The following is a 16633-nucleotide window of genomic DNA, read 5'->3' as shown; positions in this document are numbered from 1 at the left end:
GCTGCTCATCCCTTCATCATCGTCACGTCTTCGACCTGGATGGAGCCGCGGTTACGGAAGTAAACCGTAACAATAGCCAGACCAATGGCGGCTTCGGCAGCAGCAATGGTCAGCACGAACAGCACCATGACCTGCCCCGACAGGTCCCCATGAGCCGAGGAAAACGCAACCAGATTGAGGTTTGCGGAAAGCAGGATCAGTTCCATGGACATGAGCAGGACAATAATGTTCTTGCGGTTCAGAAAAATCCCGAACACCCCCAGAACCAGAAGGGCCGCACTGACAAACAGGTAAGGCCCCAGCCCTACAGACGCGATTGCCGTATTCATGCGCCTTTCTCCTCAGTTTCCGTCTTTTCCGGCTCACCCGCGCCATAGGAGCCGGGAACCGCAATTTCGTAATAGGAGCCTTTGGGCCGCAGGAAACCTCCCTGCTCAAACACGTTTTCGCCAAGTGGCAGATTAACAAGCTCCAGCGTTTCTTCACGTGTGCGTGCATGCTGGCGGCCAATATTCTGGCGGCGGCCTGTGGCCGTATCACGCAGGGTCAGCACAATGGCGCCAATCATGGCGACCAGCAGAACCAGCCCGCAGGCCTGGAACAGCAGCACATAATGCGTGTAAATGACCGTGCCCAAGGCGGCGGTATTGGTCAGCCCCGGCTGCACGGCCAAAGGTGCGACCACACCCGCAGGGACCATACGCCAGTTGCTGAAGGCCATCACCAGTTCGGCCAGCAGCACACCCCCAATGCACACCCCCAGAGGGGCATAACGCTGGAACCCTTCACGCAGGCGGCTGAAATCTATGTCCAGCATCATCACCACAAACAGGAAGAGAACCGCCACCGCTCCCACGTAGACAATGACCAGCAGCATGGCCAGAAACTCGGCACCAGCGACCAGAAACAGCCCCGCCGCGTTAAAGAAGCCAAGGATCAGGAACAAAACCGCATGAACCGGGTTACGTGCGCTAATGACCATGGAGGCCGAAAGCAGCAATACCGCCGCAAAAACATAAAAAACGAGCTGTGCCATCATTGGCCAACCTCCTGCCCTGGCGTGGTCTGCATCTGCTCAACGATACGGTGCATCGAGTTCCAGCCTCCGTGCGAGCAGGGATTCCCAGCGGTCCCCATTCGCTAACAGCTTGCCCTTGTCGTACATCAGTTCTTCACGGGTTTCCGTGGCGAACTCATAGTTCGGGCCTTCAACAATCGCATCCACCGGGCAGGCCTCTTCGCACAGACCGCAGTAGATGCATTTTGTCATGTCAATGTCGTAGCGTGTGGTCCGGCGGGAACCATCGTCACGCTGTTCGGCTTCAATTGTAATGGCCTCTGCAGGGCATGTGGCTTCGCACAGCTTGCAGGCAATGCAGCGCTCCTCCCCATTGGGGTAGCGCCGCAAGGCATGCTCACCCCGGAAACGGTGGGACAGCGGCCCTTTTTCGTACGGGTAGTTCAGCGTAACTTTGGGCTGGAACATCATACGGAACGTGGAAACCATGCCCGCAGCCAGTTCCTTGAGCAGAAAAGACCGCAATGTGGTGCCAAGAGCGCTCATGAATTTACCCCTCCCATGTGAGGCAGCAGGCCTGTTGCCATAAGGAACCCGGCCGTGCCGATCATCCACAGCAGCGAGAAAGGCAGGAACACCTTCCACCCCAGCCGCATAAGCTGGTCGTAGCGATAGCGCGGGAACGTGGCGCGCACCCAGATAAAGACAAACAGGCAGAACAGGATTTTAAAGATCAGCCAGAGCGGGCCGGGTACCCATGTCAGCGGTGCAATGCCCAGAGGCGGCAGCCAGCCCCCCAGGAACAGAATACTGACCATGGAGGACATGAGGATCATGTTCGCGTATTCGCCCAGAAAGAACAGGCCAAAGGCGAGCGACGAATATTCCACAAAAAAGCCCGCAACCAGTTCACTCTCCCCTTCGGGCAGGTCGAACGGTGCTCGGTTGGTTTCCGCCAGAGCCGAAATAAAGAACACGATGAACATGGGGAACATAGGCACACAGAACCATACATGCCGTTGCGCCAGCACAATATCGTTCAGGTTCAGGCTCCCCACCGCCAGCAGGACAGACACAATCACCAGCCCGATGGACACCTCGTAAGAAACCATCTGCGCGGCAGAGCGTAAGCCCCCCAGAAACGCATAGCGCGAGTTGGAGGCCCACCCCGCAATAAGCATGCCGTAAACCCCAAGGGAGGACATGGCGAGCAGGTACAGAATACCCACATTGATGTCGGCAACCGCCAGCCCGTTCCCTGTCGGAATAACCGCCCAGGCTGCCATGGCGAGCGAGAAGGTCAGGAAAGGTGCAAACAGGAACAGCACACGGTTGGCCCCTGCGGGAATAACCGTTTCCTTCACAATCATCTTGATCGCATCGGCAAAGGCCTGCAACAGACCAAAGGCACCGTTCACATTCGGTCCCCGGCGGCGCTGCATGGCGGCCATAACCTTGCGCTCCATCAGCGTAAGGTAGGCAACACCAATCAGCAACGGCACCAGTACCGCCAGTGTTTCCAGCAGCATCAGCAGGATCTGGCCCACAAGGGTTTGGTAGAAAAAATGTGCCATTGCCCTTACTCCGCTGCAACCGCAGGCGCCACGCCATAAACCTTTGAACACTCAGCCATGGTCTGGCTGGCGCGGCTTATAACGTTGGTCTGGTAATAATCCTGAATAACAGGACGGAACGGAGCTGGCATAAGTTCACCCGCCTGTCCGCTTGCTGGCGTGGCCTGCCCGGCCGTTGTGCCCGCCAGACGCTGCGTACTGCCACCGTTCATGGCAAAAACCGGGTTAACCTGCGCCATGTGCGCCCGCAACTGCTCCAGCGTGTCGTAAGGCAGAGTGTGCCCCAGCACTTCGGAAAAAGCCCGAATAATCCGCCAGTCTTCCCGCGCTTCCCCCGGAGCGAACACAGCGCGGAAAGCACGTTGTACCCGCCCTGCCGTGTTGACATATGTGCCCGGTTTTTCGGTATAGGCTGCGCCGGGGAGTATAATATCCGCCCGTTGTGCGGCGGCGTCCCCATGGTGGCCCAGATACACGACAAATGTTTCCGGCGGGATGCGATCAAGCTGCACATCATCCGCCCCCAGCAGCCACAAAATTTCCACCCCGCCACGGAGCATGCTGGCGGCATCGCACCCATGCGGGCCGGGCAGGAAACCAAGATCCAGCGCCCCAACACGGGACGCCGCCGTGTGCAGAATGTTCAGCCCCTGCCATTCGGGCATTATGGCGCCACAGGCATGGGCCAGTTCACGGCAGGCGGCGTAAATTGCGGGCGCATCACGCCGGGTCAGGGCTGAGTGGCCTACAATGATCATGGGGTTTTTGGCGTTTTGCAGAACTTCGGCAAACGCATTCTGCCCACTTAGAATATCCGCCAGCACATCCGGCCCGTTCCCCAGAACGGTCACGTCATATGTCATGTCCGCCGAGGGCGTGCCGATCATGCCAATGGGAAAACCACCCCGGCCAGCATCCACAAAGCGCTTGCGAATACGCGCATTCAGTACCGGAGCTTCGTGCCGGGGCATGGTGCCGACAAGCAACAGTGCATCAGCCTGATCTATCCCGCTTATATCACTGTTAAACAGATAGCCCGCACGCGCACTTGTATCGTACCAGGCACCATCCTGCCTGCAATCCAGATTGGAAGAACCGAGGCTCTGCAAAAGGTCTTTTATGGCACACAGGCTTTCCGCATCACACAGATCACCGGCTATGGCGCCAATCCTGTCGCCCGGAACGCCATCAAACCGGCGCGCAAGAGCTATGAGCGCATCTTTCCATGAAACAGAAGAAATTTTCCCATGAACCCGCACCCACGGCCTGTCCAGCCGTTTGCGCTTGAGGCCATCAATGGAAAAACGGCCTTTATCAGACAGCCATTCTTCGTTCACCTCATCATTCACACGCGGGACAATCCGCATGACTTCCCCGCCGCGGGCCTGCACCTGAATATTTGTGCCCAGCGCATCCATGACATCAATACTGTCAGTCTTCTTGTATTCCCATGAACGGGCATGAAAAGCTGACGGCTTGGCTGTTAACGCCCCAACCGGGCAGACATCAATCAGGTTCCCCGAGAGTTCAGAGGTCAGGGCTTTTTCCACATATGTGGTGATTTCGGCATTTTCCCCACGTGACACCAGACCCAATTCGGGGGTGCCTGCAACTTCCGTGCTAAAGCGCACACACCGTGTGCACTGGATGCAGCGGGTCATGACCGTTTTAACCAGCGGCCCCAGATCCTTGTCCGTTACGGCACGCTTATCTTCCTTGTAGCGCGAAACACCAGAGCCATAACCGTAGGCCTGATCCTGTAGATCGCACTCCCCACCCTGATCACAGATCGGACAGTCAAGCGGATGGTTGATCAGCAGAAATTCCATAACGGCCCGGCGGGCGCGGCGCACCACTTCGGTGTCCGTAAAAATCTGCATGCCGTCCGCAACGGGAAACCCGCAGGAAGCAACAGGTTTGGGCGCTCGCGCTACTTCCACCAGACACATACGGCAGTTACCCGCAACAGACAGGCGCTCGTGGTAACAGAACCGCGGGATTTCCTTGCCTGCGGCCTCACAGGCCTGCAACGCGCTGGAACCGGGAGGCACATCCACTGGCGTACCATCAACAATTACCCTGACCATTGCCGTTACTCCACTGCTGCCGGAACGCCACCGGCGGGAACCTGCACCAGCCCGGTACTGCCATATGCGGCCTTGTACTGGCGGATCCGTTCTTCCATTTCCGGACGAAAATGCCGGATCAGCCCCTGTATGGGCCATGCCGCGGCATCGCCGAGCGCACAGATCGTATGCCCTTCAACCTGCCGTGTGACCTGTTCAAGCAGATCAATTTCTTCAATATCCGCACGCCCCTGCACCATCCGGTCCATCATGCGCATCATCCAGCCCGTGCCTTCGCGGCAGGGAGTGCACTGGCCACAGCTTTCATGTTTGAAAAACTTTGAGAACCTTGCAATGGCTTTTATAATATCGGTCGATCTGTCCATAACAATCATACAGGCCGTACCAAGGCCGGAATGCTCGGCACGCAGACTGTCGTAATCCATCAGAACGGTTTCACAGACCGATTTGGGTAGCAGCGGCACAGAACACCCACCGGGAATAACCGCCAGAAGGTTATCCCATCCTCCACGCACACCGCCGCCGTGCTTCTCTATGATTTCCTTGAGCGGCACACCCAGCTCTTCCTCAAACACGCAGGGTGTGTTGACGTGGCCGGAAATGGCCATGAGCTTGGAACCCGCGTTATTCGGGCGGCCAAGCCCGGCAAACCAGGCAGCCCCACGCCGCATGATGGTGGACGTAACCGCAATGCTTTCCACATTATTGACTGTGGTTGGGCAGCCATAAAGCCCTACCCCTGCGGGGAATGGCGGCTTCATGCGGGGCTGACCCTTTTTGCCTTCCAGACTTTCCAGCAAGGCGGTTTCTTCACCACAGATATAGGCACCTGCCCCTCTATGGATACGGAAATCAAAATCCCAGCCACTGCCTGCTGCATTTTTACCAAGCAGCCCTGCTGCATAGGCTTCATCAATAGCTGCCTGTAGCCGCTCGGCCTCGCGGCAGAACTCCCCACGGATGTAAATGTAGGACGCATGCGCCCCCATCGCAAAAGATGCGATCAGAGCGCTTTCTATCAGCTTGTGCGGCTCATGGCGCATAACCTCCCGGTCCTTGCAGGTGCCGGGTTCGGATTCATCCCCATTGATAACCAGATAATGCGGCCGCCCATCGGACTGTTTAGGCATGAACGACCATTTTAACCCAGTGGGAAAACCCGCCCCACCGCGCCCACGCAGGCCAGAAGCCTTCATTTCCGCAATAATAGCATCCCGACCTTTGGCAAGAATATCCGCTGTGTTGGCCCAGTCGCCCCGATTGCGGGCTGCCTCCAGCCGCCAGTCATTCTGCCCGTAAAGATTGGTGAAGATCCGGTCCTTGTCAGCCAGCATGGCCGTCTCTCCTATTCCTGATCCGCCGTGGAGGATGATAGCAACGTTTTGCGCCCACCCTCGGGGGCCGAAACACTGCGGTCGATCATGGGGCCGGGCGTGGGCCTGCGCCCTGCCCGCAACTCGGCTATGACCTGTGCCGTACGTTCGGCGTTCATATCTTCATAGAAATCATCATCAACCTGCAGAATTGGAGCATTGGCGCAGGCACCAAGGCATTCCACTTCTGTCATGGTAAACAGGCCATCTGCACTGGTTTCTCCAAAATGCTGGATACCTGTCGCTTTCTGGCACGCTTCCACCACATCATCAGAGCCACGCAGCCAGCACGGCGTGGTGGTGCAGACCTGCAAATGGTAACGCCCGATCGGGCGCGTGTTGAACATGGTGTAAAAAGACGCCACTTCGTAAACCCGCATGGCCGCCATACCCAGACGCTGGGCAATAACATCCATGGCCGCCACGGGTACCCAGGCACTCCCGGTGACCCGGCCCATCTGCCGCTGCGCAATATAGAGCAGGGGCATAACAGCGCTTGCCTTGCGCTCCTCCGGATACTTGCTGACAACACCAGCAATTTCCGCCTCCGATGCAGAATCGAATACAAAGCTGTCCGGCTGTTCTGCCGGTGTCCAGGCTGTGCTCATCGATCAACTTCCCCAAACACAAGGTCAAGCGACCCGATAATGGCCACCATGTCCGCCAGCATACCGCGGCGTGAGAGTTCATCTATGGCCTGCAGATGCGCAAAACCCGTTGGCCGGATTTTGCACCGATACGGCCGGTTGCTGCCATCAGCCACCAGATAGACCCCAAATTCCCCTTTGGGGCTTTCCACCGCCGTGTAGGTGGAGCCCGCTGGCACATGGTAGCCTTCGCTGAACAGCTTGAAGTGATGGATCAGGGCCTCCATGGAACGCTTCATGTCCGCTCTTGGGGGCGGGCTGAACTTGGGGTCCTGTATTTTAATGTCACCCGGCTGCATCTGGCTCAGGCATTGCTCGATAATTTTGACGCTTTCACGCATTTCGGCAACGCGTACCAGATAGCGGTCGTACGAATCACCCTGTCGGGTCACGGGCACATTAAAATCCACCTTATGGTAGTTATCATAAGGCTGGTTGCGTCTGAGGTCCCACGGCACGCCAGATGCCCGCAGGCACGGGCCACTAAACCCCCAGGCCAGAGCCTGCTCGGTTGTAAAAACGCCAATACCAACCGTGCGCTGTTTCCATATCCGGTTTTCGGTCAGCAGGCCTTCCAGCTCATCAATCCAGACGGGAAACTCCTTGGCCCATACCCCAATCCGGTCTTCCAGACTTGCCGGTATATCCCGCGCAACACCGCCGGGACGGAAGTAATTGGCATGGAAGCGCGCACCGGATGCGGCTTCGTAAAACTCCAGAAGTTTCTCGCGTTCTTCATATCCCCACAAGGCCGGGGTCACCGCACCGCAATCCAGCCCCATAGCGGTCAGATTGAGAATATGGTTTAAAATACGGGTAATTTCCGCAAACATGACGCGCAGCCACTTGGCGCGTTCTGGAATATCAATACCCAGCAGTTTTTCCGTGGCCAGAGCAAACGCCTGCTCCTCACACATGGGGGAGACGTAATCCAGACGGTCAAAATACGGCAATGCTTTTTGATACGTCTTGTATTCAATCAGCTTTTCCGTGCCCCGGTGCAAAAGGCCGATATGCGGCACGGCACGGGCGACAAGCTCCCCTTCCATTTCCAGCACCAGACGCAACACGCCATGAGCTGACGGATGCTGGGGACCAAAATTGAGAGCGTGGGAGTCAATTTCGACAACCTTCTTCTCAATTTCCAGAGCTTTATCATCTGGTAAAAGGCTTTGGGGAATATCTTCGCGCAGGATCGTCTGCGCAAACGTAAGAGATTCGGTGTTATCCTGTTTTGTCATCAGGAGGACCTCTTCATACCCTGCCGGACTTCGTGCGCTTTTTCATCTCCCGGCAGGGTCAGCATGCCTTCCCATGGAGAAACAAAATCGAAATCACGGAAATCCTGCGTTAACGAAACAGGCTCTTTAACAACCTGCCTGCGTTCCGCATCGTAACGGACCTCTTCATACCCGGTCAGCGGGAAGTCCTTGCGAAGCGGATGCCCCTCAAACCCGTTATCGGTCAGGATACGGCGCAGATCAGGCTGGCCGGAGAACAGCACGCCAAACAGGTCATAGCACTCACGCTCCCACCACGTTGCACATGGCCAGAGATGATGCACCGAGGGCACCGCCGCATATTCATCCGTGCAGACCACAACCCGGATACGGCGGTTATAGGTAACCGACAGCAGGTTATAGACCACCTCGAACCGCTGGGCACGGGCAGGAAAATCCACACCGCACAGATCCATCAACTGCTCGAACCTATAGCGCGGGTCATCACGCAAAAGGGTAAGGAACGGCACCAGATGCTCACGCGTTGTGTGCACCACCAGTTCGCCCTTTTCCACCGCCGCGTAAGACACATGGGGCTGGGAGGCAAGAAACGTAAACGCCAGAGAGGACAACTGCCCTTCCAGCCGGGCCTGCCTTGGATTTACTGAAATATCAGCCACGGAGAATTGTCCCTGTCCGACGAATTTTTTTCTGGAGCAGCATAATGCCGTAAATGAGCGCCTCGGCCGTTGGCGGGCAGCCCGGCACATACACGTCCACGGGAACAATGCGGTCACACCCACGCACAACGGAGTAGGAGTAATGGTAATACCCCCCGCCATTGGCACATGACCCCATGGAAATAACCCAGCGCGGCTCGGCCATCTGCTCATACAGACGGCGCAATACCGGGGCCATTTTGTTGGTGAGTGTGCCTGCCACAATCATCACATCAGACTGACGGGGCGACCCGCGTGGAATAATGCCCATGCGGTCCAGATCATAACGCGGCATATACGCGTGGATCATTTCCACCGCGCAGCACGCAAGCCCGAAGGACATGGGCCACAGACTGCCCGTGCGCCCCCAGTTCACCAGCTTGTCCAGACTTGCAACCACAAAGCCCTTTTCAGCCAGAACACCGGTAATGCCGCGCACCACCGCATCCTGCTCAGGTCCTGGCGGCAGAGCCTCCCTGTTCCACATAATGGCGTTTTCGTCGTGATGTGTGGTCATGCTGGCGTCCTCTCTCAATCCCAGTCCAGCGCGCCTTTGCGCCATTCATACAAAAAGCCGATCCCCAGCACGGCCAGAAAGCCAAGCATGGACAAAAAGCCAAACAGCCCGATCCGCCCCAGACTGATGGCCCAGGGGAACAGAAATGCGACCTCCAGATCGAAAATAATGAACAGAATGGCCACCAGATAAAACCGCACATCAAAGCGGCGTCTGGTATCATCAAAAGGGCCAAACCCGCACTCATACGCCGTGAGCTTCTCAGGATATGGTTTTTGGTGCCCGCTCAACAGAGCCATACCGAGCATTGCGGCCGCGATAACAACCGATACGCAACCAAAAATCAGAACCGGGGCATAATCGCCTAGAACAGACTGCATGGAAAATTCCCGCACGCATGAAAGGCTTGTAATAAGCCGTTTGATGCAGTCACCCTAGACCCGCAAAATGCTGACGGCCATGCACGAACGCGTATGGTCGCGGCCACTTTGTTGTGAATAAAATGATTTGGCGAAAAAAAAGCTCCCTACCCGGAGGAGGAAGCCATGAGCAGAATAAATTATTCCGCTCCACAACACACAGTGTTGGAAATGGTGGGCGATGACGGGATCGAACCGCCGACCCTCTCGGTGTAAACGAGATGCTCTACCGCTAAGCTAATCGCCCGCGCCCTATGTGTCATAAAACAAAACGGCCGACAACCTCTTTTTTAGAGAAATTGTCGGCCGCTCTGAAATAAAATCCGAAGGAGGATTATTTGCTAACCGCGTCCTTCAGTGCCTTGCCCGGCTTGAAACGGACAGAGGTAGAAGCCGGAATGTCAATTTCCTCGCCGGTACGGGGGTTACGGCCTTTGGCAGCCTTGCGGGTTGCGGTCACAAACGTGCCAAAGCCCACCAGACGCACTTCCTGCTTTGTGGACAGAGCTTTTTCAATCGCACCGAATACGGCGTCGACCACTTCTCCGGCCTTAGCCTTCGGCAGGTCAACGGCCTCTGCTACTGCTGAGACGAGCTCCTGCTTGTTAAGCGGCTTCTCCATCTTACGCCTTTCACTTTCTTTCAATTCAGTAGGAGCGGCGGGCGGGTTTCGTCCGCCTCTCCGCTGCCTGAACGCACTATGAAGCCGTTTTTTCCTACGTCAACCAAGCAAACGCAAACTTCGCTCTTCTCGTGCATTTTGGTTAATGCGGCAGCACTGGAGCAACCGCCTGAGTACCATTGGCGGGCACTGGTTCAGGCACCTCTTCCCAGTGAATCGGCTGAGGCTGGCTGACCAGTGCACGGGCCAAAACTTCGTCCACATGCGAAACGGGTACAATTTCCAGATTCTTCTTCACGCTGTCAGGAATTTCCGCCAGATCCTTCTCGTTTTCCTGCGGAATAAACACCGTGCGAATACCCGAACGAACAGCAGCCAGAAGCTTTTCCTTCAGCCCTCCGATAGCCAGAACACGCCCTCTGAGTGTTATTTCACCCGTCATGGCAACATCACGACGAACGGGAATGCCGGTCAAAACACTTACCAGAGATGTCACCATGGCAACCCCGGCAGAAGGACCGTCCTTAGGAGTCGCACCCTCGGGCACATGCACATGAAAACCGCGCTTGTCGAAGATTGTTGGCACGATTCCAAAACTGGCCGCCCGACTCCGCACAAAAGAGAACGCCGCAGAGATGCTCTCCTTCATGACGTCACCCAGCTTGCCGGTTTCGACAATGCCACCCTTACCCGGCACCATAACGCTCTCAATGGTCAGGATTTCCCCGCCCACTTCGGTCCAGGCCAGACCGGTTACAACACCGACCATGTCCTCCGCCTCGGTCTCACCGTAGCGGAAGCGCTGCACACCTGCGTATTTTTCAAGATTACGCGCCGTAACCGCGACCTTTTTGGCCTTACCGGTCACAATCTCCTTCACCGCCTTGCGGGCAAGCTTGGCCAGTTCACGCTCAAGGTTACGCACACCGGCCTCACGCGTGTAATACCGGATAACGTCACGCAGAGCGTCCTCACTGATCGACCATTCACCCGGCTTGAGGTTATGCGCCTCAATCTGCTTGCTGATGAGGTGGCGCTTGGCGATCTCGACCTTTTCATCCTCCGTGTAACCGGAAAGACGAATAACCTCCATGCGGTCCAGCAGCGGCTGGGGCATATCCAGACTGTTGGCCGTAGTCACGAACATGACATCGGACAGGTCGTAATCGACCTCCAGATAATGGTCAGCGAACGTGCCATTCTGTTCAGGATCCAGCACTTCCAGCAGGGCCGATGCCGGGTCACCCCGCCAGTCGGAACCCAGCTTGTCGATTTCATCAAGCAGGAAGAGCGGGTTAGACACCTTCGCCTTTTTCATCCCCTGAATGATTTTGCCGGGCATGGAGCCGATATAGGTGCGGCGGTGCCCGCGAATTTCGGCCTCATCCCGCACGCCCCCCAGAGACATGCGCACATAATGCCGCCCCGTTGCCTTGGCGATGGAACGCGCGAGGGAGGTCTTGCCCACACCCGGAGGCCCGACAAGGCAGAGAATCGGTCCTTTGAGTTTCTGCGAGCGGCTCTGAACCGCCAGATACTCCAGAATGCGTTCCTTGACTTTTTCCAGCCCGTAATGATCGGCGTCCAGAACTTCTTCCGCCTCAACCAGATCATGGCGCACTTTGGTCCGCTTTTTCCACGGAATGCTCAAAATCCAGTCAAGGTAGTTCCGCACAACCCCGGACTCGGCGGACATCATGCTCATGCCGCGCAGCTTCTTCAACTCGCTCACGGCTTTTTCGCGCGCTTCCTTGGAGAGCTTGGTCTTGGCGATCCGCTCTTCAATTTCGGCCGTTTCGTCCTTACCGTCCTCGCCTTCGCCGAGTTCTTTCTGAATGGCTTTGAGCTGCTCGTTCAGATAGTACTCGCGCTGTGTCTTTTCCATCTGGCGTTTGACACGGTTGCGGATTTTCTTTTCCACCTGAAGCACATCTATTTCTGCTTCAATGTGGCCGAAAACCTTTTCCAGCTGCCCCTGCACGGTGGGGGCCTCCAGAATTTCCTGCTTTTCGGAAATCTTGAGCGAGAGGTGACTCGTCACCGTATCTGCAAGCTTGGACAGATCATTGATCTGGTTAAGCGAGACCAGCACTTCGGACGCAATTTTCTTGTTGAGCTTCATATACTGCTCAAACTGCGACACGATGGAGCGTCCCAGCGCCTCGGCTTCCGGCCCAATGGCAGCCTCGGCTGGCATTTCCTCAATATCGGCTTCGAAGTGGCCATTGACCTCATGCAGCGCCTTGACGCGCACACGGCGAACCCCTTCAACCAGCACCTTGACCGTGCCGTCGGGCAGCTTGAGCAGTTGCAGGATAGTGGACAACGTACCAACCCGATAAATATCATCAGGTGTGGGGTCATCCTGTGCTGCGTCTTTCTGGGCTACCAGCAGAATGTGCCGGTCGTCTTTTGTAACCGAGTCCAGAGCCCGTACGGATTTCTCCCGCCCGACAAACAGCGGAACAATCATGTGGGGGAAAACCACAATATCGCGCAGCGGCAGAACTGCCACATGGGCGCACTTGGTATGGGTTTCCGTAACAGTTGCATCAACCGCAGGAACAGACTGTTCGGGCACGGCCGAAACTGCCTGATCGTTCTTGCGCCTGCGCCGTGGTGCCGGTTTTTCGTTATCAGCCATCGTCATGACCTCCCGATAAGGACGATCGGTGCGGGGCACCCGCCAAGCGGCATACCCCTGCACTGAAGAAGGTACCCCCAAAAGGGAACACCCCCGTGTTTCTCTTATGTTGTTATGCCCACAACCCGGAACAATAGGGCAGAGGCAAGAACAGCACGAACAGGCGCCCCGCTCGTGCTGCTTACGCTAAAATCTAACCTGCCTCAGGCGGACTGCTCTGCTGGCACGTCTTTTTTCTTGCCGTAAACATAGACCGGGCTGGCCTTGCCATCCGCTACCTCCCGGTTAACAACCACTTCCTCGACCGTATCAAGCCCCGGCAGGTCAAACATGGTCGACATGAGGATGCTCTCCAGAATGGAACGCAACCCACGCGCCCCGGTCTTGCGAACAATGGCCCGGTCCGCAATGGCCTTGAGCGCATCATCCGTAAAGGACAACTGGACATCTTCCATCTGGAAGAGACGCTGGTACTGCTTGACCAGAGCGTTTTTAGGCTCGGTCAGAATCTTGATCAGTGCAGCCTCGTCCAGATCACCCAGCGTTGCCAGAACAGGCAGACGCCCGATAAATTCGGGGATAAGGCCAAACTTCATCAGATCTTCAGGCTCAACGTCGTGCAGGATTTCCCCCATCCGGCGGTCATCGAGCGAGCGTACATCAGCCCCAAAGCCAATGCCCGTACCCTTGCCGCGTGCGGAGATAATCTTGTCCAGCCCGGCAAAAGCCCCACCGCAGATAAAGAGCATGTTGGTCGTATCCACCTGCAGGAATTCCTGCTGCGGATGTTTGCGACCACCCTGCGGGGGGACAGAGGCAACAGTGCCTTCCATCAGCTTGAGCAGGGCCTGCTGCACGCCTTCCCCACTCACGTCACGCGTGATGGAGGGATTGTCCGATTTTTTGGAAATCTTGTCGATTTCGTCAATATAGACAATCCCGCGCTGGGCGCGTTCCACATTGTAATCGGATGCCTGCAACAGCTTGAGGATGATGTTCTCGACATCTTCCCCCACATACCCTGCTTCTGTCAGGGTTGTGGCGTCAGCCATTGTAAAGGGCACGTCCAGAATACGCGCCAGAGTCTGGGCCAGCAGTGTTTTACCCGAACCCGTAGGCCCGATGAGCAGGATATTGGACTTGGCAATTTCCACATCGCCTGACTTGCTCACCTGCGACAGGCGCTTGTAGTGGTTATGCACCGCTACGGAAAGCACCTTTTTGGCCTGCATCTGGCCAATAACGTAGTCATCCAGAACCTTGCAGATTTCCTTGGGGGTGGGGACACCCTCGCGCGACTTGACCTGCATGGTCTTGTTCTCTTCACGGATGATATCCATGCAGAGTTCAACGCATTCATCGCAGATAAACACGGTAGGGCCAGCAATAAGCTTGCGCACTTCATGCTGTGATTTGCCACAGAACGAGCAATACAGCGTGTTCTTGGACTCTCCGGACTTTGCACTCATCAGCCCACTCCCCCGATCACCCCGGACTCCATGGAACCCGGGGCCAAACCCTGGGCCTTCTCTGCATACCCAGGAACAGACGACCTCCTTATTGCAACAGGAGGATTACAGTATGCCAGATTAAGGATGACCTTTATCCTTTTTACCTGCTTCGGCCGCTTTGTGGTGGCTGATCACCTCATCCACAATACCGAAAGACTGGGCTTCGGCTGCGGACATGTAGCTGTCACGCTCAAGCTTCTGCTCGATTTCTTCCAGCGTACGGCCGGTATGTTCACGGTAGATTTCGTTCAGGCGCTGCCTGATAATCAGGATTTCCTTGGCCTGAATTTCAATATCGCTCGCCTGCCCCTGTGCGCCGCCAGAAGGCTGGTGCACCATGACTCGTGCGTTAGGCAGAGCGAACCTGCGCCCTTTTTCACCACCAGCCAGCAGCAGGGAGCCCATGGAGGCCGCCTGACCGATGCACACCGTGCTGACGGGGCTGCGGATGTACTGCATGGTGTCGTAAATAGCCAGACCGGCCGACACAACACCACCGGGGCTGTTGATGTAAAAGGAAATTTCCTTGGTCGGGTTCACACTTTCCAGATACAGAAGCTGCGCGGAAATAAGCGAAGCAACCTGATCATAGACAGGCCCGGTCAGGAAGATGATCCGTTCCTGCAGAAGGCGGGAATAGATATCAAAAGCCCGTTCACCGCGAGAGGTCTGCTCGACCACCATCGGCACCAGTGCATTGCTGAAGATCTCAACGGGATCACGATCCCTCATACCACTCATTCCCGTACAAAAAACTTAAACGCCCCTCCCTGCCTTCTGCCATGGACAGAACCAGGGTCAGGCACACTGATTCAAGATAGAGATAAAGTGGCAATATGCCACCCCAGAAACGAAAAACAGCCCCAAAAAGAATGTCCCGCCAGTTCACACTGGCGGGACAGAGCCGTTTTATCAGATATTAGCTGGGGGAATATCTGATAGTTCTTCCAGACTCACGTCCTTGTCCGTGACCTTGGCGAGCTCAATCAGGTAATCAACAACCTTGTTTTCAAAAATCGGTCCGCGCAGGGACTCAGCAGCCTGCGGATTCTTCTGGAAGAATTCAAAGACCTCTTTTTCCTGACCGGAGTAGCGCATGGCTTCTGCCCGCACAGCCCGGCCAAGCTCTTCCGCACTGACGGAAATACCGTTCTTGCGGCCGATTTCAGCAAGGAGCAGACCCAGCCGCACGCGACGTTCCGCAATTTTGCGGTAGTCAGCACGAAGGGTGTCTTCGTCCTTGTCCTTGTCTTCGTCATCAAGCTGACCAGCCTTGCGGTCGGCTTCCACCCGATTCCATATCTGCTGGAACTCGGCTTCCACCATACCTGCAGGGGCAGCAAAATCCGCCTTGCTGGAAAGGATGTCGAGCAGGTCACGCTTGATACGCAGGCGGGACATCTGGTCGTATTCGCCTTCGATCTGCTTGCGCACCAGATCCTTGAGCTGTTCAAGGCTTTCAAAGCCCATGGTCTTAGCCAGCTCTTCGTCCACCGGGGCGTCCACAGCTTTTTTGAGCTGGTTCACCTTGATGTCAAAAGTCGCTTCCTTGCCAGCCAGCTCTTCTGCGCCGTAATCAGCGGGGAAAGTCACGGTAATGACTTTTTCTTCACCCGGCTTCATGCCTTCGATCTGTTCGGCAAAGCCCGGAATAAAGCCTTCGCCACCGATCTCGACATTCACGTCCTGCGCGGTACCGCCATCAAAGGCAACGCCGTCCTGCTTGCCAACAAAGTCAATGGCGACAACATCGCCCTTGCCTGCGGGACGCACTTCCTCGATCACTTCAAAGGTACGGCCACGCTTGGCAATATCTTCGAGCACCTTGTTGATGGCTTCGTCAGAAACCGGGGCTTTCAGGCGTGTCAGCGCGAGGTCGGAAAGGTCCGGCACAGCAATTTCAGGCAGAATTTCGCTTTCCACCTTGAATTCCAGATCCACGCCCTTGTCTTCCTGACCGGAAACCAGATCAACCTTGGGCTGGCCAGCAGGGCGCAGGCCGCGCTCTTCAAACACGGTGCGAATGGCGTCGCTTACGGCCTGTTCAAGCACTTCGCCCCAGATGGCATCGCCATAACGCTGGCGTGCCAGAGAGACAGGCACCTTGCCCGGACGGAAGCCCGGCAGGTTCAGATTGCCAGCAACTTCCTTAAGGCGCGCATCACGCTTAGCCTCAAGTTCCGCGGCCGGAACTGTAACTGTGAAACCACGCTTCAGCCCTTCAGAAAGGGTCTCGGTAACCTGCATCGGCCAGGCCTTCCTCTCGGTACAAAAAATCAGTC

The 16633-nt window shown here is 56.3% G+C and carries 16 protein-coding genes and 1 tRNA gene; all 17 read right to left on the bottom strand.

Translation table 11 applies throughout. From position 1 onward, the window contains the following. Positions 1-5: 5 nt before the first annotated feature. Positions 6-329 carry an NADH-quinone oxidoreductase subunit NuoK gene (gene nuoK / locus AB2L51_RS03540; RefSeq protein ID WP_179290120.1) on the bottom strand — a complete coding sequence of 108 codons (324 nt, stop codon included), beginning with the start codon at positions 327-329 and terminating at the stop codon, positions 6-8. Further along, positions 326-1039, bottom strand: a complete 714-nt coding sequence (locus AB2L51_RS03535) for an NADH-quinone oxidoreductase subunit J (RefSeq protein WP_395581270.1) — start codon at positions 1037-1039, stop codon at positions 326-328. The genes nuoK and AB2L51_RS03535 overlap by 4 nt, the downstream gene beginning before the upstream one ends. A 36-nt stretch (positions 1040-1075) precedes the next feature. Then, positions 1076-1564 (bottom strand): NADH-quinone oxidoreductase subunit NuoI, encoded by a 489-nt coding sequence (gene nuoI / locus AB2L51_RS03530; protein WP_095349420.1) that lies wholly within the window; start codon positions 1562-1564, stop codon positions 1076-1078. Beyond that, positions 1561-2592 (bottom strand): NADH-quinone oxidoreductase subunit NuoH, encoded by a 1032-nt coding sequence (gene nuoH / locus AB2L51_RS03525; protein ID WP_395581271.1) that lies wholly within the window; start codon positions 2590-2592, stop codon positions 1561-1563. The genes nuoI and nuoH overlap by 4 nt, the downstream gene beginning before the upstream one ends. A 5-nt stretch (positions 2593-2597) precedes the next feature. After that, positions 2598-4679: an NADH-quinone oxidoreductase subunit NuoG gene (nuoG, locus tag AB2L51_RS03520; protein WP_395581272.1), complete on the bottom strand. Its 2082-nt coding sequence runs from the start codon at positions 4677-4679 to the stop codon at positions 2598-2600. A 5-nt stretch (positions 4680-4684) separates the two neighbouring features. Next, positions 4685-6013, bottom strand: coding sequence for an NADH-quinone oxidoreductase subunit NuoF (gene nuoF / locus AB2L51_RS03515; protein ID WP_395581273.1), 1329 nt, complete (start codon positions 6011-6013; stop codon positions 4685-4687). 11 nt (positions 6014-6024) lie between these two features. After that, positions 6025-6660, bottom strand: coding sequence for a complex I 24 kDa subunit family protein (locus AB2L51_RS03510; protein ID WP_395581274.1), 636 nt, complete (start codon positions 6658-6660; stop codon positions 6025-6027). Further along, positions 6657-7940 carry an NADH-quinone oxidoreductase subunit D gene (locus AB2L51_RS03505; RefSeq protein ID WP_395581275.1) on the bottom strand — a complete coding sequence of 428 codons (1284 nt, stop codon included), beginning with the start codon at positions 7938-7940 and terminating at the stop codon, positions 6657-6659. The genes AB2L51_RS03510 and AB2L51_RS03505 overlap by 4 nt, the downstream gene beginning before the upstream one ends. Then, on the bottom strand, positions 7940-8599 hold the full coding sequence (locus AB2L51_RS03500; protein WP_086645430.1) for an NADH-quinone oxidoreductase subunit C: 660 nt from the start codon (positions 8597-8599) through the stop codon (positions 7940-7942). The genes AB2L51_RS03505 and AB2L51_RS03500 overlap by 1 nt, the downstream gene beginning before the upstream one ends. Next, positions 8592-9155 (bottom strand): NuoB/complex I 20 kDa subunit family protein, encoded by a 564-nt coding sequence (locus AB2L51_RS03495; RefSeq protein WP_025826157.1) that lies wholly within the window; start codon positions 9153-9155, stop codon positions 8592-8594. The genes AB2L51_RS03500 and AB2L51_RS03495 overlap by 8 nt, the downstream gene beginning before the upstream one ends. A 14-nt stretch (positions 9156-9169) precedes the next feature. Further along, on the bottom strand, positions 9170-9535 hold the full coding sequence (locus AB2L51_RS03490) for an NADH-quinone oxidoreductase subunit A (RefSeq protein ID WP_166112258.1): 366 nt from the start codon (positions 9533-9535) through the stop codon (positions 9170-9172). Positions 9536-9746: 211 nt separating this feature from the next. Next, positions 9747-9821 (bottom strand) — tRNA-Val (locus AB2L51_RS03485). 87 nt (positions 9822-9908) lie between these two features. After that, positions 9909-10196, bottom strand: coding sequence for an HU family DNA-binding protein (locus AB2L51_RS03480; protein WP_086637932.1), 288 nt, complete (start codon positions 10194-10196; stop codon positions 9909-9911). Between the two features lie 142 nt (positions 10197-10338). Beyond that, positions 10339-12840 (bottom strand): endopeptidase La, encoded by a 2502-nt coding sequence (gene lon / locus AB2L51_RS03475; RefSeq protein ID WP_395581276.1) that lies wholly within the window; start codon positions 12838-12840, stop codon positions 10339-10341. 203 nt (positions 12841-13043) lie between these two features. Further along, the gene (gene clpX, locus AB2L51_RS03470; RefSeq protein ID WP_395581277.1) at positions 13044-14309 is read right to left on the bottom strand and encodes an ATP-dependent Clp protease ATP-binding subunit ClpX; all 1266 of its coding nucleotides are present in this window, start codon (positions 14307-14309) and stop codon (positions 13044-13046) included. Between the two features lie 120 nt (positions 14310-14429). After that, positions 14430-15092: an ATP-dependent Clp protease proteolytic subunit gene (locus AB2L51_RS03465; protein ID WP_179290119.1), complete on the bottom strand. Its 663-nt coding sequence runs from the start codon at positions 15090-15092 to the stop codon at positions 14430-14432. A gap of 171 nt (positions 15093-15263) precedes the next feature. Then, positions 15264-16598, bottom strand: a complete 1335-nt coding sequence (gene tig, locus AB2L51_RS03460) for a trigger factor (RefSeq protein WP_395581278.1) — start codon at positions 16596-16598, stop codon at positions 15264-15266. Positions 16599-16633: the final 35 nt, after the last annotated feature.

The organism is Acetobacter fabarum, assembly GCF_040702925.2.
Classification (GTDB): Bacteria; Pseudomonadota; Alphaproteobacteria; order Acetobacterales; family Acetobacteraceae; genus Acetobacter; species Acetobacter fabarum_B.
Note: the sequence above shows the minus strand (reverse complement) of the source record. Positions and strands in the feature narration are given on the sequence as shown.